The sequence below is a fragment of the Pseudoalteromonas sp. NH0006-46 genome (genome assembly GCF_057547735.1).
Map to the genome: position 1 here is coordinate 414,058 of NZ_BAAJML010000002.1, position 24,053 is coordinate 438,110.

General features: G+C 39.4%; 18 protein-coding genes and 1 pseudogene. 11 read left to right on the forward strand and 8 right to left on the reverse strand.

Annotation, left to right across the window (positions count from 1 at the left end; genetic code table 11):
* Nucleotides 1-39: 39 nt before the first annotated feature.
* The 3 genes and pseudogenes from AC27I2_RS06690 to AC27I2_RS06700 form a co-directional block, all read left to right on the forward strand.
* Nucleotides 40-288, forward strand: a pseudogene (locus AC27I2_RS06690) (PhoH family protein); the annotation flags it as partial.
* Between the two features lie 65 nt (nucleotides 289-353).
* Nucleotides 354-4,142 carry a hybrid sensor histidine kinase/response regulator gene (locus AC27I2_RS06695; RefSeq protein WP_487203817.1) on the forward strand — a complete coding sequence of 1,263 codons (3,789 nt, stop codon included), beginning with the start codon at nucleotides 354-356 and terminating at the stop codon, nucleotides 4,140-4,142.
* Complete coding sequence (locus AC27I2_RS06700; RefSeq protein WP_487203818.1) at nucleotides 4,132-5,031, forward strand: diguanylate cyclase; 900 nt, start codon at nucleotides 4,132-4,134, stop codon at nucleotides 5,029-5,031. Before AC27I2_RS06695 ends, AC27I2_RS06700 begins: the two co-directional genes overlap by 11 nt.
* A gap of 41 nt (nucleotides 5,032-5,072) precedes the next feature.
* On the opposite strand, the gene AC27I2_RS06705 is transcribed toward AC27I2_RS06700, so the two are convergent.
* Both AC27I2_RS06705 and AC27I2_RS06710 read right to left on the reverse strand, forming a co-directional pair.
* On the reverse strand, nucleotides 5,073-5,453 hold the full coding sequence (locus tag AC27I2_RS06705) for a DUF3192 domain-containing protein (RefSeq protein WP_058405812.1): 381 nt from the start codon (nucleotides 5,451-5,453) through the stop codon (nucleotides 5,073-5,075).
* A gap of 226 nt (nucleotides 5,454-5,679) precedes the next feature.
* Nucleotides 5,680-6,624 (reverse strand): D-2-hydroxyacid dehydrogenase, encoded by a 945-nt coding sequence (locus tag AC27I2_RS06710; protein ID WP_138529126.1) that lies wholly within the window; start codon nucleotides 6,622-6,624, stop codon nucleotides 5,680-5,682.
* Between the two features lie 102 nt (nucleotides 6,625-6,726).
* Between AC27I2_RS06710 and zntR the strand changes: the two genes are divergently transcribed.
* The 4 genes from zntR (at nucleotide 6,727) to AC27I2_RS06730 (ending at nucleotide 9,857) form a co-directional block, all read left to right on the forward strand.
* A complete protein-coding gene (gene zntR, locus AC27I2_RS06715; protein WP_058405814.1) occupies nucleotides 6,727-7,137 on the forward strand; it encodes a Zn(2+)-responsive transcriptional regulator in 411 nt (136 codons plus the stop codon).
* A complete protein-coding gene (locus AC27I2_RS06720) occupies nucleotides 7,124-8,215 on the forward strand; it encodes an SO_0444 family Cu/Zn efflux transporter (RefSeq protein ID WP_487203819.1) in 1,092 nt (363 codons plus the stop codon). Before zntR ends, AC27I2_RS06720 begins: the two co-directional genes overlap by 14 nt.
* Nucleotides 8,216-8,374: 159 nt before the next feature.
* On the forward strand, nucleotides 8,375-9,499 hold the full coding sequence (locus AC27I2_RS06725; protein ID WP_058405892.1) for a 1-acyl-sn-glycerol-3-phosphate acyltransferase: 1,125 nt from the start codon (nucleotides 8,375-8,377) through the stop codon (nucleotides 9,497-9,499).
* A gap of 112 nt (nucleotides 9,500-9,611) precedes the next feature.
* Nucleotides 9,612-9,857, forward strand: coding sequence for a DUF1289 domain-containing protein (locus tag AC27I2_RS06730; protein WP_058405816.1), 246 nt, complete (start codon nucleotides 9,612-9,614; stop codon nucleotides 9,855-9,857).
* Here AC27I2_RS06730 and AC27I2_RS06735 read toward each other — a convergent pair.
* Nucleotides 9,854-10,552, reverse strand: a complete 699-nt coding sequence (locus AC27I2_RS06735; protein WP_487203820.1) for a hypothetical protein — start codon at nucleotides 10,550-10,552, stop codon at nucleotides 9,854-9,856. The genes AC27I2_RS06730 and AC27I2_RS06735 overlap by 4 nt on opposite strands.
* Nucleotides 10,553-10,677: 125 nt before the next feature.
* Here AC27I2_RS06735 and AC27I2_RS06740 point away from each other — a divergent pair, with 125 nt between their 5' ends.
* The 3 genes from AC27I2_RS06740 to AC27I2_RS06750 are packed head-to-tail and all read left to right on the forward strand — an operon-like array spanning nucleotide 10,678 to nucleotide 15,818.
* Entirely contained in the window at nucleotides 10,678-10,881 is a 204-nt protein-coding gene (locus tag AC27I2_RS06740) for a DUF3283 family protein (RefSeq protein ID WP_024596204.1), read from the forward strand.
* A 2-nt stretch (nucleotides 10,882-10,883) separates the two neighbouring features.
* Entirely contained in the window at nucleotides 10,884-11,285 is a 402-nt protein-coding gene (locus tag AC27I2_RS06745) for a GNAT family N-acetyltransferase (RefSeq protein ID WP_487203821.1), read from the forward strand.
* A gap of 24 nt (nucleotides 11,286-11,309) precedes the next feature.
* Complete coding sequence (locus AC27I2_RS06750) at nucleotides 11,310-15,818, forward strand: EAL domain-containing protein (protein WP_219422307.1); 4,509 nt, start codon at nucleotides 11,310-11,312, stop codon at nucleotides 15,816-15,818.
* Between the two features lie 59 nt (nucleotides 15,819-15,877).
* Here AC27I2_RS06750 and AC27I2_RS06755 read toward each other — a convergent pair whose 3' ends face one another.
* On the reverse strand, nucleotides 15,878-18,547 hold the full coding sequence (locus AC27I2_RS06755; RefSeq protein ID WP_487203822.1) for a bifunctional acetate--CoA ligase family protein/GNAT family N-acetyltransferase: 2,670 nt from the start codon (nucleotides 18,545-18,547) through the stop codon (nucleotides 15,878-15,880).
* 113 nt (nucleotides 18,548-18,660) lie between these two features.
* On the opposite strand from AC27I2_RS06755, the gene AC27I2_RS06760 reads away from it, so the two are divergent.
* Nucleotides 18,661-19,377 carry an SIMPL domain-containing protein gene (locus AC27I2_RS06760; protein WP_487203823.1) on the forward strand — a complete coding sequence of 239 codons (717 nt, stop codon included), beginning with the start codon at nucleotides 18,661-18,663 and terminating at the stop codon, nucleotides 19,375-19,377.
* A 234-nt stretch (nucleotides 19,378-19,611) separates the two neighbouring features.
* Here AC27I2_RS06760 and AC27I2_RS06765 read toward each other — a convergent pair whose 3' ends face one another.
* The 4 genes from AC27I2_RS06765 to AC27I2_RS06780 form a co-directional block, all read right to left on the reverse strand.
* A complete protein-coding gene (locus AC27I2_RS06765) occupies nucleotides 19,612-20,280 on the reverse strand; it encodes a hypothetical protein (RefSeq protein WP_487203824.1) in 669 nt (222 codons plus the stop codon).
* Between the two features lie 119 nt (nucleotides 20,281-20,399).
* Entirely contained in the window at nucleotides 20,400-22,232 is a 1,833-nt protein-coding gene (locus tag AC27I2_RS06770; RefSeq protein WP_487203825.1) for a DUF885 domain-containing protein, read from the reverse strand.
* An 85-nt stretch (nucleotides 22,233-22,317) separates the two neighbouring features.
* The gene (hemW, locus tag AC27I2_RS06775) at nucleotides 22,318-23,454 is read right to left on the reverse strand and encodes a radical SAM family heme chaperone HemW (protein ID WP_487203826.1); all 1,137 of its coding nucleotides are present in this window, start codon (nucleotides 23,452-23,454) and stop codon (nucleotides 22,318-22,320) included.
* On the reverse strand, nucleotides 23,451-24,050 hold the full coding sequence (locus tag AC27I2_RS06780; RefSeq protein WP_058405823.1) for an XTP/dITP diphosphatase: 600 nt from the start codon (nucleotides 24,048-24,050) through the stop codon (nucleotides 23,451-23,453). Before AC27I2_RS06780 ends, hemW begins: the two co-directional genes overlap by 4 nt.
* Between the last annotated feature and the right edge of the window lie 3 nt (nucleotides 24,051-24,053).

The window sequence follows — 24,053 nt, forward strand, 5'->3', positions numbered from 1 at the left end:
AGGTTCTTTTAGGTATGATAGTATGGTATCAGTTCGGGGGTGATTTTAGATGAAAGCCAAAATTTAACAGCGTCTCAACTTAAAACAATTATTACTCGGTGCGGTGAAGGAACCAAGCTCATTTGTACTGGTAATTTGGCACAAATAGACAGTAATTACTTAACCCCAGTCACATCAGGTTTAACCTATATTGTGGAGCGTTTTAAAAACTTTGAAGGCTGTGCAACTATAAATCTCAATGGTGTTGTACGTAGTCGATTAGCTTCATTTGCAGAAGAGAATTTATAACTTGCGCTTAACTATTTGGCTCGATAGTCTAATGATTGATTTTCGGGCCAAATAGCAGATTTCACGTGAATTTTTTACCTCTCAAACATTACTACCGCTCTTTAATTGTTGCCCTGTTGGTGCCTTTAATCGTTGCATTTTTACTGTGTTTACATATTTACAATATTAAGCTTGAGCGCACCGTTGAAAAACGTGAAGCCGATTTTTTAAATGTATCGGCTCAGATAAACCATGGTATGCAGTCAGTTAACGATTTAATGGCTAGCATGCTGGATTTATACGCGCAGCCCACTTTTAGCAAACCAAGCAGCAAGCTACTTGAAGGCATTAATCAATACGATGGGTATTATTATCGGCACTTTACCGTCCAAGGAACAGAAATTGTAGGAAAAGGAGACGTTGACCTTTCACCAGACTCGCTTTTAAAGTGGCAACAGCTTGTGAAACTAGGATCATCATTTAATACTACGTTAGCACTTATGCAATCACTTACTGCGGTGGCATATGTTGATGAAAGTGGTGCTGCATTTGTATCAAGACGAAATAAAAGCAAAAGCCTGTTACTAACAGAGATTCTTGAAGGGCGTTTTAGGCCCGATTTTAAAAACAATCTACTCTCTTCTAGCCCTATAGTTAACATAGATGGTAAGGCTTATTATTCAATTGGACGCCAGCGAGAATTAGGCTCAAATGACTACATTATTGTTATTTATGATGTGGAAGTTATGTCTGCGTGGTTAAAAAAAATAACACCAAGCCAAGGTGAATATATATTTATTAATCGTTTTGATGAGGTTATTGCCAGTACACAAAGCCCTGTAGCTCAGGGATTAACATTAAACGAACATTGGCCTGAAGTGTCAACCACAGGTGAAAAGTTAACAGTATTAACCAGCAGTACCAATTTCTTTATGCAGCCCAAAGCTAACTTGCCTATTCATGCTGCATTTTATGAGCCTAAATCAAACTTAGTAAATACAATTAGGTATGAAGTTTTACTTGAATTTGTATTTTTAACACTGTTTTTAAGTTTAATGTTTAGTGTGTTTTTTTGGTTAAGCCAGCGTATATTTTTGAAACCTATGACGCATTTAATGCACTACCTAGAGCAAAGCGATACCGACGCTACAGTGCAATCTAATTATCAAATCCCCATTAATTGGCAACCCTGGTTTACTAAAATTAAGCACGTATTTGCTAAAAATCAACAGCTGGTGGAGTCGTTGCAGGAAGTAAACCGAGAGTTAGACGAAAAGCTTAAACTTCAATCAGAAAAACTAACGCGAAGTTATCAAGCTAAAGAGCGGCACTTAGCATTACTTAATACAATGTTAAATAGTGTTCCTGATTTTATATATTTTAAAAATATTGATGGATCATTTTTAGGATGTAACAAGGCGTTTGAAGCCTATATTGGGCGCGGTCAAAGTGCGTTAGTGGGAAGGCGTATACAAGATATAACCACAGAGCATGAACAAATAAGTGTTTTAGAAAAGCAAGTGTTACAAAATAGAAGTAATGTTCAGCAGCGTGTTGATAATGAGGATAAGTCCTATCAATTAACGATTGCGCCTTTTTATAATGAACATCAGCACTTACTTGGCACAATGGGAATTGGTAGAGACATAACTGAGCAGCAGCAAACGTTACACGCGCTTAAAGCTTCTGAGTCTAAATTTAGAAGCGCTATTGAGTTTGCAGCTAATAGTGTTGTGCTGTTATCACTAGATCAAACAATTTTGCAAGTTAACAAAGCAGCACGAAAACTGTTTATTGAACACAATGTATTGGTAGGAGAACAGCTTAAGTCGCTGTTTGACGACAGTCAGTGGCTGGAAATTAAAACAACGTTAGCGCAATTGCTTGATGATAAGAAAGAGGTCTACCATTTAACACTAGCACGAGGAAAGCTGACGAGTTGGTTACAACTTAGCGTATCGCTTGTGTGGGATGAAAAGCGTGAACCTTCATATTACGTTATCCACTTACAAGACGTGAGTGCACTAACTAAAGCGAAGCATAATGCTGAGCGTGCAACCCTTGCCAAAAGTCGCTTTATAGCGAATTTAAGTCATGAGATTCGTACCCCATTGAATGCTGTTTTAGGTTTGCTCGATATGCTAATAGAGCAGGGGCTGACAAACAGACAATTACAGCAAACAGATCAAGCCAAGCAAGCAGCAGAAAGCTTATTGCTTATGCTTAACCGTATGCTTGATTTTGCCAGAGTAGAAAGTGCGCAAGCTGAGTTAAAACTAAGCCCATTTAGTGTGGTTGAACTCGTTGATATATGCGATAGCTTAACCGGACCTTTGTGTGAGCAAAAAGGTGTAGAGTTTATTATTGACATTGACCCTTTAATTTCCCCTAATTTAGTGTGTGACAGCATCAGGTTGCAACAAGTATTGGGTAATTTATTAACGAATGCTGTTAAATTTACTCATAAAGGCTCAATAACTTTAAAAATGGAGCTAATCGATGGCAACAACCAAGAGCAAGAAATTTGCTTTAGCGTAATAGATACAGGTAGCGGAATAGGTAAAGACGATCAACTGCGTTTATTTGATGCATTTACACAAGGCGATGAATCATCAACCAGAATTCACCAAGGGGTGGGGCTAGGGCTCGCTATTGTTAAGCATGCGGTTTCTCTTATGGGGGGAGAAATAGCCCTAAACAGTGAAAAAGGCCTTGGTTGTGAGTTTTACTTCAGTATTAGTTTGCAGGTAGATGATACAAAAAATCAGCTATTGCCTGTTGATGCTTTGGCTATTATATCCCAGCGAAGCCGAGCTTTAAAACGCGCGGTAGACGCCTATTCAGAATTAACCAGTATTGACTTGGATGAAGCGTTGAATTACCCAATTAAACTCTCGGGGTGTACACAGCTCATTGTTGATGAGGCGGATTTATCTGAGCTATTAAATGTCAAAGCAATACATGACTCACTTACTTCACAAGCAGTATCGGTGATTATTATTAATCATCAACTGACCTTTAGTTCATCAATGAGTGAAGGCTTATTAGCGCAGCATGTTAAAGCATCTGCACTAGGGCAGCGATTGTTTGATTTGAGCAGTAGTCCTGCATTAAAGCACATAGCCAGTGATGTAAATATAGATGCGGCTAAACCAAACAAAGAAGTATCGGGTTTATTGGTCTTGGCAATTGACGATAATCAACTAAACTTAGAAATTATAAGTAGTGTTCTAAAAAAGGCTAATATAAATGTTGTAACTTCAACTAATGCCTCTGACGGTATGGAGCTACTGCAGATTTTGAAACCTGATCTTATATTAATGGATGTACAAATGCCGCATATAGATGGTTGCCAAGCTACGGCATTGATTCGTCAACAGTTTGACGATAAGCAGTTACCTATATTTGCACTAACAGCACATTGTGAACCTGCTGATGTAGCGCGTTCGCTAAAATGCGGTATGAATAAACATTTAACTAAGCCTGTTGTAGCAAAGGTACTGCTTGATGCGATTGCTGATACACAACTTCCAGCTAAAACAATGTTTTTTGATAGAGCGTTTGCCTTAGCTCAGTTTAGTGCTGATGAGGCCTTACTGAACAATATGGTGGATAAATTTGCCAACCTTTGCGAAGCTCAATTACAACAAATTGACGAATGTACCGCTAAAGGTGACTTGGTACGTTTAGTGCATAGTATCAAAGGAGTATCAGGTAATTTGGGCTTTAAACGGTTATCGTCTTGTGCACTGCAATGCGAGCAAAACCTCAAAGCAACGAATGATCCTGAAGATGAAATATTAAAAGAGCTTATTATGCAGTTGAAACAAGTTATTGTATTTATTAGAGGTCTGGAGGCAGTTGATGTCAAATAAAGCCAAAGTGCTTGTAGTTGACGACGATCCTCTTAACAGGCTAGTGCTTGAGAAAACGTTAGGTGAAGAGCATGAGGTGTTTTTAGCTAAAAGTGCAGAGGAGGCGCTTGCTTTTGTAAGAACGACACATGTAGATTTAATTTTACTTGATATTGTAATGCCCGTTATGAACGGCTTTGAACTTATTGTTAAGTTCAAAGAAAACCCTATTACTCAGGCTATTCCAGTTATTTTTATTTCTGCTAACCAAGAGCATGCTGATGAATCAAAAGGGTTAGAGCTCGGCGCGATGGACTATATTACTAAGCCATTCAGTGCTTCTATTGTAAGAGTGCGAGTACGAAATCAATTATTGATAAAACAAAAAAATGATTTACTTGAAATGTTAGCGTCCATTGATGGATTAACTGAAATACCCAATCGACGCTACCTTGATGAAAATTTGTCTCGAGAGTGGCGAAGAAGTAAACGAGGCGGCTCGGTGCTATCTGTACTGTTAATGGATATAGATTATTTTAAGCGATACAACGATACATACGGCCACAGAGCCGGTGATGAATGTTTAAAAAAGGTTGCCCAATCTCTTTTATCACAATGCAAACGTGGTAGTGATTTTATTGCCCGCTATGGTGGAGAAGAGTTTGCTGCTATTTTACCTGATGTATCGAAAAAGGAAGCAATTGCGTTTGCAAATAAGCTCAGAAACGCAGTAAACGAACTAAATATAGAGCACAAAACATCTTTAAATGCACACTGCATAACTATCAGTATTGGTGTTGCAACCATGGAAGGTGGCCGCTCAACCTCAGAGCATTCATTATTAGAAGAGGCTGATTTAGGGTTGTATGAAGCAAAAGAGGCAGGCCGTAATAGAGTGGTCGCTCACTAATATTAAAAAAGCGCCAGTAACGTACTGGCGCTTTTTGTGTTTTAGTGGCTAACCATATTTAATGCGCTATCACCAATACCGATTAGTTTATCGTTTTTAAATATCAGTGGCGTACACTCATCTTTAGTCATTTTCCCATCTGAATGAATACTATGAGTCGCATAGAATAAGACTTGATAAACATCATCCCCTTTTTTTAATAACTCGGTAAAGTTAGGGGTTTTAAGCGTTGTTAATACCGACTGATAACTACTATCCATTTTTAGCTCTGAAATAGCTTCGCGATTATTTTTATGTTTTGTTTGCCAGCTCGTTGAGTCATTACCTGCCCAGTGTGTTTCTGCTTCGCCATCAGAAACGGCAATAACACAACCCGTTAAAAAAGGAGTAATAAGTGCAGCTGCTAGTAGAGATTTATTCATTTTTATATGTACCTTAATCGTTTTTGCTTAATTATTAATGATAGTAAGGCAAAGTATACGCCAAGTTTAAATTTATTTATAATCAATTACTTATGTTTTTCTAGTTGTTTTTTAATTTTAAAAAATAGAAAAATTAGCAAAAAAAACCATTTTTTAGTTTATTTAACCTAAGCGCTGATTAAGTTATTTACTATTCAGAGCTCAGGTTACTTGGCTAAGACAAGTGCTAAACTAAGCGGCTACGAGATTCTCCTTGCTTGAACGCTTTTATATTTAAACTTACTTCTTTGACTAATCGTACGATTGACTCAGTGCTTGCCCACGCAATATGGGGTGTGAGTAATAGGTTGTCCCCTTTATAATTGGCTAGCGGATTTGAATGTTCTGCGGGCTCTTTCGTTAATACATCGACCCCTGCGCCAGCAATAATGTTTTGCTCAAGTGCCGTTGTTAAATCGGCTTCATTAATTATACCGCCACGTGCTGTGTTAATAATAAGGCAGTTGGGCTTCATCATATTAAATTCGTTGAGCGTGATTAGGTCTCGGGTATCGTCTGTTAGTGGGCAATGAACACTAATTATATCGGCTGTTTTAATAGCTTCATCAAAAGGCGTTCGGCCATCACGACATGCTGCGCCTTTGCGCTCAGACATAACTACATTAGCACCAAATGCGTCAGCTACTTTTGCAACGGCTTGCCCTAGCGTGCCGCCGCCGATAATGGTGAGTGTTTTACCTTGTAAATCATTAAAGCTGTAATCAAGACGACAAAACATCTCACTTTTTTGCCATGCTCCTTGTTGGCAATCAGCTTGATAACGATGAGTATTTCCAAGTAGGTTTGTTATTAAAGAAAAGGTGTGTTGAACAACTGAAGGTGTAGAGTAACCAGCAACATTTGTCACTGCGATGCCAAGCTCTTTAGCGGCTTCTAAATCGACATTATTAGTGCCCGTGGCGCTTACACATATTAGTTTTAGATTTTTTAGCCGGCTAATTGTTTCGCGATTTAACACCACTTTATTAGTAATTAAAACGTCAGCTTCTTTGCTGTGCTCAATAACTTGCTCTGGACTGGTAAGGTCATAGGTCGTAAGGCTTCCCAACTGCTCTATGCAGGCAAGAGATGTATTTGCTAATGTGGCGTTATCGAGAACGGTAATTTTCATGATGTATCCTAATTAAGTAAAATAATTTTAATACTTGACCTTGGTGTGTACTCTAAGGTTTATAGTTGGCATCAGTTGAGAATACACTCATTGGAGAAACAAATGAAAATAGGTGAGTTTGCAAATCAGTTAGGTGTCTCAACAGATACCCTAAGATACTATGAAAAACATAATTTGTTAACGCCATTAACTCGAACAGAAGCCGGTTATCGTGATTATGGTGAGGCATCACTGAAGCAAATGAAGTTTATTTTACGTGCTAAAAATGTTGGTTTTAGCTTGTTAGAGATCAAAGAGTTACTGCAAATAAAATTTAAAAAGCACCAGCATTCGTGCCATGAAGTGAAAGATTTAACGATACAAAAGCGTGATCTAGTTGCAGAGCGCATTGCTGAGCTAACACGTTTTCATCAATCGCTATCGGTACTTGCTGATAAGTGCTGTGGCGGACAAGAGCCCGCTGATAACTGTTCAATATTAACAACCTTGGAGGACATCGATGGACTTACTTAATAATTTTTGGCAGTTGTTTTTAGTATCTGCCCCTTGGTTAATGCTGGGTTTGTTGATTGCTGGGTTATTAAATGTGTATTTACCGGCCAATTTTTTAAATAAACATTTGGGTAAAGAAGGCTTTTTGACCACAGTGAAAGCGGCTTTAATTGGAGCACCGATGCCGTTGTGTTCATGTGGTGTTATACCTGCTGCAATAGGCTTAAGACGCGCAGGAGCTTCAAAAAGTGCGACTACAGCGTTTTTAGTATCGACGCCTGAAACGGGGGTTGATTCTGTGTCTGTGTCGTATGCGTTATTAGGTCCGTTTATGGCTATTATTCGTCCCATAGCTGCGATTTGCAGTGCTATTGTTGCAGGTGTGTTAGTGGGGCGAGATACTGATAGGCAGCAGACAAAGCCAACGGCAGATGCGCAAACAAAAATCAGTTGCTGTGCGTCTAAAACGGCGGAGCCAGAAGTCAAAACCAGTTGCTGTGATAAACCAAACAAGGCATTGCAAAGTCAATCGCAGAAGATACGACGAGCGATAAGTTTTAGCTGCAATAAACTACTATCAGATACCATGGTCTGGTTAATGATTGGTTTATTCTTTGCCGCATTGGTACAAACTTATGTTCCAGAATCATTTTTAACACAGTGGGGCAGTGGGATTCTGGCTATGCTGGTGGTGATTTTGATCAGTATACCCATGTATATTTGTGCCACTGCATCTACGCCTATTGCTGCAGGCTTGTTATTGAGTGGAGTATCGCCGGGAGCGGTGTTAGTGTTTATGCTCGCAGGGCCGGCAACAAATATTGCTACGTTAGGTGTGGTTGCTAATGAGCTTGGTAAGCGTGCTGTATTCGCCTATCTCACAGGGGTTATTGGGGTTGCGTTGATTTTTGGTTTTTTAACGGATTATTTAGTAATGGAGTTTGGTTTCGTTGTTTCCCCCCTACTAGGTGAAGAGCATCAAGTATTACCCCATTGGCTAAGCTTTGTTTGTGGTGTAATTTTAATCGCACTTATTCTGCGTTTGCTTGTCATAGCACTACAGGCAAAGCGAAAGGTAACTGGTAAGAGCATTTCTTAATTTATTGTTATATAAGTACTTTTAAGCTTGCTTATTAGTGTGTATTAAATTGCAATAGTCTGACTTAGTTCGCATTTTAGTTTGCCTGAGTTATACTCGAACCAATAATGCAAACGGCACGTATTTTACGTGCCGTTTTTTAACTTTATAGATGCAGTAATGAGTGAATTAGAAGACAAGTACGCAGACATAAGACCTTACAACGACGATGAGGTTAACGCATCGCTAGCGCGTTTAATGAGTGATGATGCATTTATAGATGTCATTGCTAAGTATAACTTACCGCGCTTTCTATCAGCAGTGCCATTTATTGCCCGCCCATTGGTAAGAAGCCAACTACGCAAAAAGTGGGGAAAAGTAACAAACGTTGAAGATGTTCAAAATGAAGTTGCTAAATATTTAGATAAACTTATAAAACGCACAACCTCAAAAGTTACCTTTTCAGGTTTAGACAAGCTAGATCCTAACCAAGCTTACTTATTTGTTTCTAACCACCGCGATATAGTGCTTGATCCTGCACTTGTAAACTGGGGGCTATATCAACATAAAATGAAAACGGTGCGTATTGCAATTGGTGACAACTTACTGCAAATACCTTACATAACAGAACTAATGCGTTTAAATAAAAGCTTTATTGTTAAACGCTCTGCTAAAGCACCTAAAGAAATGTTAAAAGCGCTTACTCAATTATCATCGTATATTTATGACTCTTTAATGGGTGGCCACTCTATCTGGATTGCACAAAAAGAAGGTCGAGCAAAAGACGGGTTCGATCAAACCGATCCGGCACTATTAAAAATGCTACAACTCAATGGCCGAAAACAAAAAAAAGAATTTGGTGAATATATTAAAGAGTTGAAAGTAGTCCCCGTGTCTATTTCTTATCAATACGAACCTTGTGCTATAGCAAAAGCTAAAGAGCTTTATCATAAGCAACAACATGGTGAATATATCAAGTCGGCGGGTGAAGATATTTTAAGTATTGTTGAGGGCTTTAGTACGGCAAAAGGTCATGTTCACCTTGCTTTTGGACTACCTATTGAATCTCAATGTGATAGCGCTGAAGAGTTAGCCACTACAATTGATCAACAAATAGTGGATTCGTTTTACTTACACCCAGGCAATTACATTGCAGGTGGCTGTAAAGAATCGGTAATTAACTCTCCAGATACAGCAACATTTGAACAACGAATGTCACAAGTGCCTGAAGAGCTTAAGCCACTTGTATTAGCGATGTACGCCAAACCATTTCATCGCAAAGCACAAATAAATACGAGACCCTAACTTTATTAGCGTTAAATAAATTGTGTATAAAGTAGCAATAATATTGCTACTTTTTTTTTGTTTAAAAATAACGCTATACTAAATACAAGACCATAATTGAGCGGCGAATACGATGCAACAAATTGAAATATTTGATATTCCAAGTCCTTGTAAAAGTATTTGCTTAGTTAACAATAGGGGGTACTGCAAAGGATGCTACCGCAGCCGTGATGAACGGTTTATGTGGAATTCGCTCACTAACGCGCAAAAAAAGAAAGTCATCAGTTTGTGCCAACAGCGTTATAAGCGTTATTTACTCAAAAAACAGCAAGCACACGGTGGTGATAGCGCAATATATCAGCAGGGCTTTGATTTTTAATCATACATATTATATTTGGCTTTGAGCGCATAAACGGTGCCATTATTGTGAAGTTTATTTAAGGCTGTTTTTAACCCGTCAATTAAGTGCGCATGTCGTTTATTTAAGTAGTGGTAAACAGGCGTTACACGTAACACTTCTTTTTGATAGCAAAGAGCATGTTGATTTATTGGCTGGTTGTCTGATGCAAAATCAAGTAACAATATGCCTTTCACTTTTCCTTGGGTAAGTAAGTTTAGCTGTGTGCTTAAATTTTTTACTTCAATAACGTTGCCATCAAAATGCGTATTTTTTATATATTGAGCTTGTATTGGGCAATTAGCTAAAATAGCAATATTATCAAGCCGCTCTAATATGCTTTGTTGGCAATTTTTATAAAGCAGCAACTTAAATTTGAATAATTCGAAGTCTACGCGCAGTAGATTTGGAAAATCAATTTCTATGCTGCTGTCTCGGCCAAGTTGTCCATCAAGCACCCCATTATTGGCAGCTCGTAATGCATTTTGGGGGCTAAAATCGATAAGGTGAATATCGTAGCCTATTTCTTTATAGGCAAGACTAAGGAGCTCTAATACATAATTTGCCTGCGGGACGTTATCGGGGCGATTAAATGTCAGCGTATTTTGGTTGCTATAACTGGCTGCGCTAAATATTAAACTAATTAATAGAAACAACATACTACAGCGTCTTTGCATTATCATTTCCAATTACAGCTGAGATAAATAAATAAGACGCGTATAATAGCAATATGCTTGGTTTTTGCCCAGCAATTCAAGGGCCGTTCTTGAAACTGTAACAATTCAAATAATGAGGAAAACCTGTGAGTTTTAACTTGTGTTTATTACCGCGTGAAGAAAAATATCAAATACAGCTCGATTACGAGGCTTCATTTTGGGCCTATCAAATTAAACGCAATAAAAAAACGCGTGAGCAAGTTTATAACACAATCCATAGTCGCCCCGTTGCGGAGCAAATGGTGTTAAAGCAAAAGTTTGAGCAATATTTAGCATTAATGCTTAGTTAAAAATGTATACCACCCAATTATTAGACACAGTAAAAACACCCTTGGTGAATAAATTTTACAAAGTCCATGGAGTTAGCGGGCGTGCTAATAAGCAAGATCAAGTGTGGGTTATTTATTTAGGCATACACATAGTGGCCGCTTGTAGGCTACAAAATAAAACCACATTTTTGTTTTTATCTACGGTTTATGTTGCGCCAGAACATCGTTCAAAAGGGGTGGCAAAACAATTAATAACCGATCTTTTAACGCATCAGCACATGCATGTTTATACCTTTGCATTTAAAAACATTGCCGATTTATACCGCAGTATTGGTTTTAACCAAGTGTTAACATATACTCCTGAAATACACGTACTTTTTGATATGTATAAGCACCGAAACATTGTCGCACTAGAGTACCCATAAAATAAAAAACGATATGGAATGACCATGAGTAAGGGCGTTAATTGGATTTTAAGTTGCTTAGTAGTTTTAATAACTATTTTTAGTTACCAGGCTGGTGCACAAGTAAAGCGTTTATCTCCTAGTGAAGGTTTATCTCAAAGTTACGTTAACACCATACTAATCGATAATAATGGTTATTTATGGCTTTCTACTGAAGGTGGTTTAAATCGTTATGATGGCTATCAAGTAACGCCTATTAATGGCCCTAATGGTGAGCTTGAAGAAGCAATAATTGATCGTATATACCAAGACTTAGATGGATATATATGGATTGCCTCATTACTTGAGGGGCTTTTTAGATACGACCCGACTACTGACACTTACAAGCAGTTTTTAGATCCCCCCAGTAATGAAGAACAAATTTTTAATCAATCAGTTTTTAGTATGGTGGCTGCAGACTCAGATTCTTTGTGGATTGGACGAGGGCGAGACTTTGCAAGACTTGATGTACAAACTGGGGTTATTGAGTCTATTTTTGAGCTACCCAGTGAATTTAAAAACACCTTAGTAAGAAGTTTATTTCATTACAATGGCTATATTTTTATAGCGACCACTCATGGCGCCTATGTTTATGATATTGCAAATAATTTAACCCGTCCACTGCAGCATTTAAAGGGCGAAGCTGATCATATTTATCAAAACAACGTGAAGTCGTTTGCGTTGGGAGAAAATGGCCAGTTATTAGTGGGGGCCGTAAAGGGGATGTATCAGGTTGATATTAGCGATTTGCCAAGCATGTTTGAGCGTCCTGATATTGCCTTTAAAAATAAGGTATTACTGGCCGACCTTAATGTGTGGAAGATAGATTACAACCAAGGTGAAATAGATCTAGCTACAGATAAAGGGCTATTTAAATTTGATTTAAATACCGGTGAATTGATAAAAAACACACGAATTACACAGAGTAAGTATACCCTAGCCGATACCAGTATTATTGATATGGCTAAAGATAAGACAGGGGGGGTATGGGTTGCTACAAAAAGTGATGGTGCTTTTTATCTATCTAAAGATACATACCATTTTAATAATGTTGATGGCAGTTTATTAGGAGGAGACGGTTTATCCCACCATTCGATATGGGGAATAACCGAGTTTAACGAAAAGCTTTGGCTTGCGACAAATAATGGATTAACTGAAGTTGATTTAAAAACGAATACCAGCAAGGTTTACTTAAAAGATTACAAGGCTGACCTATACACCAGCGATTTTAGTATTTGGCAAATAATGCCATATAACAATAAGCTCTGGCTGAATACAAACCGAGGTTTACTCATTTTTGACCCAAATACTTATCAAGTGAGTGAGCCAAAAACAAAAAATAAAGCAAACCAAGATCATATAACTGGCTGGGTACATGGCGTTACTCTAATGCCTAACGGCGATTTATACTTTATGCATCGTGATCACGGTGCATTTGTTTACAACATAGATAGTCAAATTGTCACTCGATTGGGGGGCGAATTGGCACAGTTTAACCCGTTTTTAGCGCATGGATTTTTACCTCCTTTACCAAATAAACCCGATTGGCCGCTGTTTTTTAATGCGGGTATTTTATATCAATTAAATCCGACTAACTTAGCGTTAAAGATGATCTATAAAGTACCTAAGCAGCATGAGAATGTTGCGATAAGTGTGCTTTCATACGTGATAGATAATAATGATGTTTTATGGATCTCATTGTCTAACTTTGGCTTGATAGGTATTGACTCATCAACCTACGAGCACGTGCATACTATTGATCTAGATAAAAACAAACTAGGGACATTACTTTATAGCATGGTGCTTGACGATGATGGCATGATTTGGATGAGCAGTCATAAAGGGATATGGCGTTTAAATCCTGTAACACGCCATTTTCAGCAGTTTAGTACAGCAGAAGGGCTTTTATCTGCTGAGTTTAATAGCTCTGCAATGGCTAAGCTTAAAGACGGACGAATTGTATATGGCGGTTTAAAAGGGTTAACGTATTTTCATCCAATGGAAAACCAAAGTTACCAACCACTAATAGAGCATGTAAATATTACACGAGTAAATTTAATGTCGCGAGAATTATCCCGCGATTTAAAACAGCCCCTCAATGAAATAATATTAAACCACGATGATATTGGTCTTGAAGTGGCTTTTTCAGCAATGGCTTTTAGCAATCAAGAACGCATTATTTACGAGTATCAACTCGATAACGGGCAAAAAACCTATGCGCGTAACAATAACCGGGTCCTTTTTCCTAAGTTAAACCCGGGTAACTATACATTAAAAGTATGGGCAAAAGACCCGTTAACGGGAAGCTATACCAAGCCTGCAACATTAAAAATAAAGGTTAAATATCCCCTTTGGCGCGCTCCTTATTTTATGGTGCTGTATGCCGCGTTATTTTTATTTTTTATTGCAATGTGGGTAAGGCGACGTAATAAAATTCAACGTATTTTGTTAGCCGCTCATAAAGAAAGTAAAGAGAGTGAGTCGCGCTTAAAACTCGCATTAGAGGGCAGTGAGTCGGGTGTATGGGATTGGCAGTCAAGTAATCCAAGTATTTACCAGCCTCGCTTAAGTAATGAGCTTGGTTACAATAACGATACTGTTAACCTGGATGAATATTTAGCTAAAATACATCCTCAAGATAAGCAATTATTTCGTTTAGAGTGGCTAGAGTTTTTATCTACCGATAAGGGCTACTTTAACTGCACATACCGTGTGCGTCATGCCAAAGGCTATTGGCGTTGGTATAAAGACTTTGGCAAAGTGGTTGAGTGGGATGAAAGAACGCCCCAAAAAGTAGCGGGTACATACACTAATATGACCCGTGAGATGGTTTACGAAGAACATGCTCGCTTATTTACCGCTGCGTTTGAGCAAACCCGTGATTGGGTATTTATTCTCGATAAAAACTTTAATGTACGTGCCTCTAATAAGTCGTTACAAACGGCGTTTAACTTTGCTGCAGAGCCCACCTCAAGCCGAACGCTACACTTGGGGATGTCGCCAAAAAATCGTGTTGATTACTTACGTATTATGAAAAAGCTCTCGGAGGGAGAGCATTTTTCCTGCGAAGACACTGTGTGTCTTCATAACGGCGAAACGCGTCATGTGTTAGTAAAAATAAGCGCGGTCGCCGATACAGAGCAACGTTTAAGTAGTTACGTGATAATTTTAACTGATATACACGCACAAAAATTGGCCGAAAGTGAATTACACCAATTAACTAATTTTGATGTTTTAACGGGACTACCTAATCGTACTCTGTTTAATGATCGTGTTGAACATGCTCTTGAGCAAGCTCAAAAGCACCTATGCAAAGTTGCTTTATTACATATTAATATTAAGCGTTTTAAATATTTTAATGATTCACTTGGGCATGAGGCCGCCGATGAACTTATTAAAAAAGTAGCCGAGCGATTAAAGTGTTCATTGCGTTCCTCAGACAGTATCGCACGGTTTGGAGGAGATGAATTTGTTGTGCTTGTTGAAGATATTCAACAAATTGAAGAAGTGCTTCTTATTTGCACAAAGCTAATGGATTGCGTGAACCAAAACATCAGCATTAACGAGCAAGTGGTAAATATTAATTTAAGCATTGGTGTTGCTATTTCTCCCGATGATGCAACGCAAAGTAGTGCGTTGTTGAAGGCCGCTAATATTGCGCTTTACCATGCCAAGGGAGCGCTTGAGAGTAATTATCAATTTTATAAACAAGAAATGAATAAGCATGTTCAAAAAGCGCTTCACTTAGAATCGCAGCTGACAAAAGCTTATCAACAGCATGAGTTTTGTAATTACTATCAACCTATTATAAATGCCCAAACTTATACAACAGAGGGCTTTGAGGTTTTACTACGTTGGCCTGAAAATAAGCTTATTGAAACGCAGGAGTTTTCTCTTGCGGCTGAAGGTGTTGGGTTAATAACTAAAATAATGCTGCAAACATTTGCAAGAGCATTAACAGAGCTTAATAAATGGCGAAAAGTATCGCCCGAGTTGTATTTATCAATTAACTTATCGGCTTTAGATTTTGAGTTTATAGAGCTCGTGCCAGAGATAAAAAAAGCACTTATTAATGCTAATGTGCCATCGGAGGCAATTGTATTTGAAATAACCGAATCTATTTTAATGCGCGACTCGAGCCTTGCACTGCAAAGTATGAAAAAGTTAAAAGAGCTAGGCTGTAAGCTGTATATGGACGACTTTGGGACTGGTTATGCATCGCTTACTTATTTAAAGCGTTTTCCTATTGATGTCCTTAAAATTGACCGAAGCTTTGTTCAAGACATAGGTATTGACTCTGATGATGAGGCCATTATTGAATCAACACTCACACTGGCGCATAGTTTAGGAAAAGAGTGCGTAGCGGAAGGTGTTGAAAGTAAGCAGCAACTTACATTTTTAAGCGCGTTAGGGTGTAAACATTTTCAAGGTTATTTGTTTAGTAAGCCGGTGCCTAGTTTAGATGTTCCTGCGCTTATAACACGTGACTGGCAAGGTACTTTTAGCGAGAGCTAAAAAACATTAAACCTCATAAACCCAGGTATAGGCGCTTTGCGCCTTGCCTGAGCGTTGTATTATTTTGTGTTGAGTACCATGTTAATACTGCCTTCTTCAAAATCGCGGCTAACTTTAAAGCCCAACTTACGGGCGAGTTCAATCATCCCTGTGTTTTCTGGTAATGTTATGCCCTCAATCCATTCAATGCCTTGGCGTTTACAGTGATTAATTGCTGCGTTCATTAATATTCGTCCAAGGCCCAGACCTTGGCAATCAGAACGTACAACAATAGCAAATTCTGCGTGTATATTATCAGGGTCCATAATTACACGCGAAACCCCTAAGGTACGTGTTTTTCCCTCTGAGCGTTGGCAAACAATAAATGCCATTTCGCGGTCGTAATCAATTTGAGTCATTTTTGCGAGTTGGTCATGATTAAACTGAGGTAACTCACCAAAAAAGCGTTTGTAACGATCTTCTTTATTAAGTGATTGATCAAATGCCTTATGGGCCTGTTCATCTTCAGGTTTAATAGGCCTTAGCGTTGCTTGGGTATTATTTTTAAGGGTCACTATTTCAACAAGTTCAATTGGGTAAGGGCGAATACACAAGCGTTTACGGTTACTTTTTGACTGGTATTTATTTAGGGTTATGGTGGCATCAAGCACTAAAAACTGCCCATTACTAGCAAGAATAGGATTAAGTTCCATTGCGCTGATATCGGATTGATCGATAACCAGTTGCGAAATCCGTGTGAGCAACGCGCATAAACGATATTTGTCGACCTTTTCGGGCAAAATGCGATCTTTAAGCACGCCTTTATCGTGAGCTGCGGCAATTAAATACTTAGCTAGGTTCATGTTAAGGGGAGGGAGAGCTACTGCTGCTTGAGCGTATTCAAGCCCGGTACCTGCTTCGCCAAGTAAAATAACGGGGCCAAAATTAGGCTCTGTTTTAATGGCAATACGCAATTCATTAGCACCTGCACGAGGGGCCATTTTTTGTAAGGAAAACCCATCAATCGTCGCATCTGGGTAAGTATTTTTAATACGAATCAGCATCGCAAAAGCCGTTTGTTCAACTTCACTTGCATCATTTAGGTTTAATACCACGCCACCGACTTCAGACTTTGAAGCAATACTTGGGCTTATGAGCTTAAGTGCGACCGGAAAGCCAAGTTCAATGGCTTGCTCTTTAGCTTCGGTTGGGGTGTAAGCTACTTTAGTTTCAATGCATTCAACACCGTAGTGGCTTAATATCTGGCTTGCACTGTGAGTGGGTAAATAGGTTTGCTCCTCGTCTAAAAATTCAGAGATTAATGCTGTAGCGGCGGCTTTATTTATTTTTGCATCGTCGGTGTTTGACTCAGGTGTTTGCGTTAAATGCTTTTGGTTTCGACGATATGTTACTAAGTGCATAAAGGCGCCAACGGCCCCTTCAGGTGTTCGATAAGTAGGGATTGCATTGTTAGCGCATATTTTTCTGGCTGCAAAAGAGGCGTCTTCTCCCATAAAGTTGGTAAACACATAAGGACGAGCCATTTTTGGCAACGTTTGCAGCGCTTGAACAATAACATCGGCATAGTCTTCACTTGGCGCCAGTGCCGATGGTGTATGTATTATTAGTAAGTTCTTCACTTCTTTTGCATGCAATAATATTTCTAATGCTTGTTTGTAACGCGCTGGTGCTGAGTCACCAAAAATATCAATTGGGTTAGAGGTTGTTTCTGAGCGGGGGATAACGTGATTAAGCGCACTGCGTGTTTCGCTACTAAGCGCCGCTAACTTTCCAGAACGTTGAATTAGCTCATCAACCGCCATAACACCCGGCCCCCCACCATTTGTTAAAATAGTAAGCTGTTCAACTTGTAATAATTTTGGGTGCATTGCTAGTGTTTGTGTTGCTGCAAATAGCTCGCGTAGGTCGTTAACGCGCAGCATACCCGCACGTTGAAAGAGCGCATCGTATACGGCATCAGAGCTTTGTTTTCCACCGCTATGGATCTCTGCCGCAAGAGCGCCAGCATTTGTTTTTCCTGTTTTTATGGCAATAACGGGTTTACTAAATGCAGCCGCTCTTGCTGCAGAAATAAAGCCACGAATATCTTCAATGTTATCAATATAAAGCAAAATGGCTTTAGTTTTTGCATCACGCCCTAAAAAGTCGAGCAGCTCGTCAAAATCTATATCTAAACACCCACCCACAGAAACAAAGTACGAAAAGCCAATATCTTTATTTTTAGCCCAATCTAATATGGTTGAACATACCGCTGCAGATTGCGATACAAATGCAATTTTACCCGGGCTTGCCACTGTATGAGAAAAGCTGGCATTTAAACCAATATGGGGAATTAATAGCCCTAAGCTATTAGGGCCTAACAAAGTGACGTTATGTGTTTGAGCGCATGTTTTTAGCGTATTTTTTTGATCATTCGTTAAGCCATCGGCAATAATAATAGCGCTTTTACAGCCAAGCTCGCCAAGTTGGCTAATGATGTCTAACAGAGTATTTTTATTGGTACAAATAACGGCAAGGTCAGGCACTTTAGGTAACTCAGTAATACATGAGTATGCAAGCACGCCATGAACAGCACTATAGCTTGGCGTTACGGGCATGATCGGCCCTTTAAAACCGCCTTGTAACAAATTACGCATAACGACAAAACCGGCACGAGAGGCGTTATTTGACGCACCTATTACTGCCACTGAGCTTGGGTTAAAAAACTGACTAATTCGCTTTAGGCTCATTGCGTTTCCTTAGCTTTAAAATTTTGCGTTATGTATTGTCTCAATGTACTCTGTTTGAGAGGTTATTTCGAGTTTATAGATGCGTATTATTGATATCAACCAAGGAGTGTTCTGTGATTAAAACACCTGGTTTTCACACTGTGCTGGCGGCTATTTTTTTAAGCCTAGGCTTAATTAGCTTAGGGTTTATTTTAAAAAGTGCAGCACTCAATGTAAAAGAAATGGAGCGCACCGTACAAGTTAAAGGGCTAGCAGAGCAAGAGGTAATTGCCGATACTGTTATATGGCCTTTGCAATTTAGCGATGCAGATAACGACCTTGAAAGGTTGGTGAATAGGGTTGAGAAAAAAAACGCCGCCGTGATCGCATTTTTAAAACTGCATGGTTTTGATGACGCTGAAATATCACTTGGTAGCCAATCGATTGTCGATAAACAGGCGCGCGAGTACGGCAATGAAAACCAGCAATTTAGGTACATTGTTCGTTCAAATATGACCGTGTATTCTAGCGCTGTAGACAAGGTACAAAATGCACTGAGCAAAGTAAGCCAATTAGCTAAACAAAATATTGCCATAGTGCAAGATAGTTACGAAACACGTGTTGAGTATATTTTCACAGGCCTAAACGATGTAAAACCGGCCATGGTGCAACAAGCAACTGAAAAAGCGCGCGAAGTGGCTAACAAGTTTGCAAGAGATTCCAATTCAAAATTAGGCAAAATAAAAACAGCTCGCCAAGGGCAGTTTAGTATTACTAACCGCGATTCAAATACACCACAAATAAAAAACGTAAGAGTAGTAACCACTGTTGAGTACTACTTAAACGACTAAGGGCTATTTAATATTCGAGATTAAATTTACAGCGGTGTAGTTAGTATCTATGTAGGGAATAACCTATCAGGGTGAGTTATTTCTCATAAATAATTAATAACGAGTATAGTCAAAAGTATACGCTGAAAAGAGGGCCGTTAGGAGGGGGCATTAAGCTCACTAGGTTATAAATCTCGTTCCCCGGAAAGTAGCCCTTAGCGTGGGCTACTTTTAATCCACCAAGGTTACCACGACCTAAACCGCTTTAACTAAATGTGCAACTTGTGCGGTTGAGCGTTGCAGGTATGCAGCACTAAGTAAAATACTGGTTTCGTTAAGGCTCATGCCTTTTAATATATTTGCCAGCTGCTGTTTAGCTGTTGGGTTTTGTTTTTGTTCTATCTCCATCAGAGCTAACAGCGCTGAAAATTCATGCTTAACCGGTGTGTTTGGTTTATTTGCATACGCAATATAACAAGCAACAGGTGTTAGGCCTCGAGCATTGGGTTGAGCAAGCGCTTTTACTAGGTCCTCGTTAGACTCAAATAACATTAATGAGCGTACATAATTAAACGCCAGCTTTTGGGCATTAGCGTGTTTAAATACAGTGTGTAACACGTTATTACCTTGGGTGTCTTGTGCTAAAAAGCCCTGGCTTTCCTTAAGCGCAGGCGTAAAAAACGTCAAGGCATCTGTGGTTGTTAACTGATTGATAAAAGGTGCAGGTGGCGTATTGGTTGTTAAAATACGTGTTGCTACATTTTGCATAAAGTCGTACTTAATACTCATACGTAAAGCGCTTTCGTAAAGATGATTAAGCTGCTGTGTTTGTTGGGCTGGACTTAACTGCTTAAAATCATTATCTAGCTCATCTAACTGATGCTTTGAAATGCGTGCGTTAAGTAATTGTATGCATAACTCCATAATTTTACGCCTCTAAATACCTTTTTGTTTAGCTTAACCTATTATTGCGAATAGGTATAAGGTACAAAATACAAAAAAGGCCGCATAAGCGACCTTTTAGTTAACTCTATGAATGAGTGTTAAGCTTTTTTGCTTGCTACCCATTCATTTACAAAGTTCTCTAGTACGTTTAGTGGTACCGGGCCATTTTTAAGCACTACATCGTGAAATTGACGAATATCAAACTTGTCGCCAAGTTGCTTTTTAGCGTCTTCACGTAGCTCTAAAATTTTCAACATACCTACTTTGTAAGCGGTTGCTTGCGAAGGCATTACAATGTGACGCTCAACCATTTTAACACCGTCAGATGTGGCATTAGGCGTGTTATTTACGTAGTAATCAATCCCTTCTTGACGAGTCCACTTCATTGCGTGAATACCGGTATCAACTACTAAACGACACGCGCGCCATAACTCCATAGAAAGGCGGCCAAAATCTGAATATGGGTCTGAGTACATACCCATTTCTTTAGGTACAAGTTCAGAGTATAAACCCCAACCTTCAATGTAGGCTGTGTAGCCACCAAATTTACGGAACTTAGGCACGCCTTCAAGCTCTTGCGAAATAGCTATTTGCATGTGGTGACCCGGAATACCTTCATGGTAAGCCAATGCTTCCATTTGGTACGTTGGCATCGCTTCCATATCATAAAGGTTTGCGTAGTAAATGCCTGGGCGTGAACCATCTGGCGCCGGCTGTTGGTAAAATGCTTTACCTGCCGCTTTTTCACGGAAGGCTTCAACTGCTTTTACTTTAAGATCGGCTTTTGGCTTAACAATAAATAGCTCATCAAGACGCACTTTCATTGTGTCGATCATGGCTGTTGCTTCGTCAAGGTAGCGTTGTTTACCCTCAGCTGTATTTGGGTAGTAAAATTGCTTATCAGTTTTCATAAACTGCATAAACGCTTTTAGGTCGCCTTTAAAGCCTACTTTATCTTTAATTTCACGCATTTCGTCATGTATACGGCTTACTTCTGATAGGCCAATAGCATGAATTTCTTTTGCAGTTAAATCAGTGGTGGTTGTACGTTTAAGTGCATTATTGTAAAAGGTATTACCCTCAGGTAATTTCCATGCGCCATCACGGTCATCTGCACGCTTTTCAAGTTGTGCTAGGTAGTTAATAAGCTTTGAGTAAGCTGGTTTAACTGCCGATTTTAACGCGTCAGTTGCTTCGTTAATAAGTGCATCTTTTTCATCTTGGCTGATTTCAAGTGCGGTTACTTTGCGTTTAAAGTCTGCTAAAAGTGTTGAGTCGTCACCTTTTTCAAACGGTGCACCTTGAATAATGTTTTTGCTTGAATCAATAACATGTGGAAACACAAATTTAGGCGCAATAATGCCTTTATCTGCACGTGTTTCTAAGTCAGTTACTAACTGGTCAAATACCGTAGGCACGCCATTTAAACGCGAAATGTAGTCTTTTGCTTCTTTAACGTTACTAATTGAATGTTGGTTTATTAAAAATGCAGGCACCATAGAGTGCGTACCAAACATTTGGTTTACCGGGTAGTTGTGGTAACGCCATTTAAAGTCAGCAATTGAGCTTTCTAGGTCTTGTTTTTTTAAGTCGTAGCTTACTTTTGTTGCATCGTCTAGCAGGTCGCGATTAATTGTGTTTAGGGCAACTAAATCGGCTTTAGTTTCAGCTAGGTCTTTGAGTTTTTGCTCTTCGCTGCCGTCATCCCACTTATCGTAATCTTTTTTAATACCCATGTAAGTTTGGTAAACCGGGCTGCTCATGACATCACGGTTAAAGGTATCTTCAAAAAACGCATTGGCTTTGTCAATTTCGCTTTGCACAGGTTGCGCTTGTACAATTGGAGTGGTTACAGATTGTTGTGGTGCTTGTTGGCAACCAGCAAGGAGTGCAACACTCACAGCTGCTGCAATAAAGGTAAGTTTACGCATTGTTTTCCCTTTTGTTGTTAGAAACCCATTAGGGTATTTTAATTTTTCATGTATTCGCTTTACATGACGTATAACGCCCAATGCATTATACGAACAATTCTAGCAGGTCATTTAAAAAGCGATGCCCTTTAAGGCTCACTTGCCAGTGACCGTCTTTTTCTATTAATAAACCGGTGTTTATGGCTTTATTTAAAGCTGCTTGTTGGCTTTGTAATGGCTGATTAGTCAGCGTACTGTAGTCTTCAATCGGGCATGGTTCGACAAGGCGAAAGCGATTCATAAAAAACTCAAAGGCCAAATCGTCTTGTTCAACGTGCCAACTTTTATACAAATAAGGTTTTACCATATCCATGTAGCCACGGGGATGTTTGACCTTTTCAGTTCGGGTAATTATGCCAGTTTTTGCATTGGTGACCTTACCATGAGCACCACAGCCAATCCCTAGATAATCGCCAAACCGCCAATAATTTAAGTTATGTTGGCATTGATAGCCCGGTTTTGCATACCCTGAAATTTCGTATTGTATATAACCAGCCTTTGCAAGTAAGGCTTGGCCTTGCTCTTGAATATTCCACAGAGTTTCATCTTGAGGCAGTGTTGGCGGTTTAGATGCAAACTGAGTATTAGGTTCAATAGTGAGTTGGTACCACGAAATATGTGGGGGATCGAGCGCAATAATTTGCTTTAAATCACTTAATGCATCATCTAGGGTTTGCCCTGGTAAGCCGTGCATTAAATCAAGATTAAAACTATTTAAACCAGCCTCTTTGGCTTGCTCTGCTGCATGAGTTGCTTCGTTAGCACCATGAATGCGGCCCAGCGCTTTTAGCTTATCGTTTTGCAGGCTTTGTACGCCAATTGAAATGCGGTTTATACCCGCTTTTACGTACTCTTTAAAGCGGCCTGTTTCTACTGTACCTGGGTTTGCTTCGAGGGTTATTTCACAGTTATCGGCGAGGCCTATAAGGCTATCTACTTCGCTTAGTAAGCGTGTGTAAGCATCACCAGTTAATAAACTTGGCGTACCGCCACCAATAAATATACTGTGAATTTTGCGCCCTTGCACTAAGTGTAAGTCGGCTTTTAAATCGTCTATTAAATGCTGAACATATTCGGCTTCTGGTATGTCACCTTTTTGTCCATGGCTATTAAAATCGCAATAGGGGCACTTTTGCACACACCAAGGTACGTGCACATATAAACTTAAAGGAGGAAGAGTCACAGGCCGCCTTTTAATTTTAGCTCATTTAGCAAAGCCTGCAATGCTTGACCGCGGTGGCTCACTGCATTTTTTTGTGCTTTTGTAAGCTCGGCGCTTGTACACTCAAGTGACGGAACATAAAAAACGGGGTCGTATCCAAAGCCACCTTCACCATGTTGAGTTTTTGTAATCTTACCTTCCCAACTCGCACTACAGATGAGTGGAGTCGGGTCGTCTGCGTGGCGCATTAATACCAACACACACCAAAAGCGGGCGCTACGCACTGGGTTATTGGCAAGCTCAGCTAATAGCTTGTCTATGTTATCTTGATCGCTTGCGCCTTGTCCTGCAAAACGAGCAGAGTAAACACCAGGTGCACCATTTAAGCCATCAACTTCTAAGCCGGAATCGTCAGCAATTGCTGGCATACCGGTAATTTTAGCTGCGTGGCGAGCTTTAATAATGGCATTTTCAACAAACGTAGTGCCCGTTTCTGCTACTTCGCCAACGTTAAAATCACTTTGTGGAACTACATTAATATTAAGTGGGCTTAGCATGTTGGCCAGCTCACTTACTTTGCCAGGGTTGCCCGTGGCAAGGACTAAAGTTTTGTTCATAAT

Coding starts and splice junctions, on each gene's coding strand:
- AC27I2_RS06745 (WP_487203821.1), top strand. CDS start 10,884: ATGTATACCACCCAATTATTAGACACAGTAAAAACACCCTTGGTGAAT.
- AC27I2_RS06730 (WP_058405816.1), top strand. CDS start 9,612: ATGCAACAAATTGAAATATTTGATATTCCAAGTCCTTGTAAAAGTATT.
- AC27I2_RS06755 (WP_487203822.1), bottom strand. CDS start 18,547: ATGAGCCTAAAGCGAATTAGTCAGTTTTTTAACCCAAGCTCAGTGGCA.
- AC27I2_RS06710 (WP_138529126.1), bottom strand. CDS start 6,624: ATGAAAATTACCGTTCTCGATAACGCCACATTAGCAAATACATCTCTT.
- AC27I2_RS06765 (WP_487203824.1), bottom strand. CDS start 20,280: ATGGAGTTATGCATACAATTACTTAACGCACGCATTTCAAAGCATCAG.
- AC27I2_RS06770 (WP_487203825.1), bottom strand. CDS start 22,232: ATGCGTAAACTTACCTTTATTGCAGCAGCTGTGAGTGTTGCACTCCTT.
- AC27I2_RS06750 (WP_219422307.1), top strand. CDS start 11,310: ATGAGTAAGGGCGTTAATTGGATTTTAAGTTGCTTAGTAGTTTTAATA.
- AC27I2_RS06700 (WP_487203818.1), top strand. CDS start 4,132: ATGTCAAATAAAGCCAAAGTGCTTGTAGTTGACGACGATCCTCTTAAC.
- AC27I2_RS06705 (WP_058405812.1), bottom strand. CDS start 5,453: ATGAATAAATCTCTACTAGCAGCTGCACTTATTACTCCTTTTTTAACG.
- AC27I2_RS06725 (WP_058405892.1), top strand. CDS start 8,375: ATGAGTGAATTAGAAGACAAGTACGCAGACATAAGACCTTACAACGAC.
- zntR (WP_058405814.1), top strand. CDS start 6,727: ATGAAAATAGGTGAGTTTGCAAATCAGTTAGGTGTCTCAACAGATACC.
- AC27I2_RS06720 (WP_487203819.1), top strand. CDS start 7,124: ATGGACTTACTTAATAATTTTTGGCAGTTGTTTTTAGTATCTGCCCCT.
- AC27I2_RS06780 (WP_058405823.1), bottom strand. CDS start 24,050: ATGAACAAAACTTTAGTCCTTGCCACGGGCAACCCTGGCAAAGTAAGT.
- AC27I2_RS06735 (WP_487203820.1), bottom strand. CDS start 10,552: ATGCAAAGACGCTGTAGTATGTTGTTTCTATTAATTAGTTTAATATTT.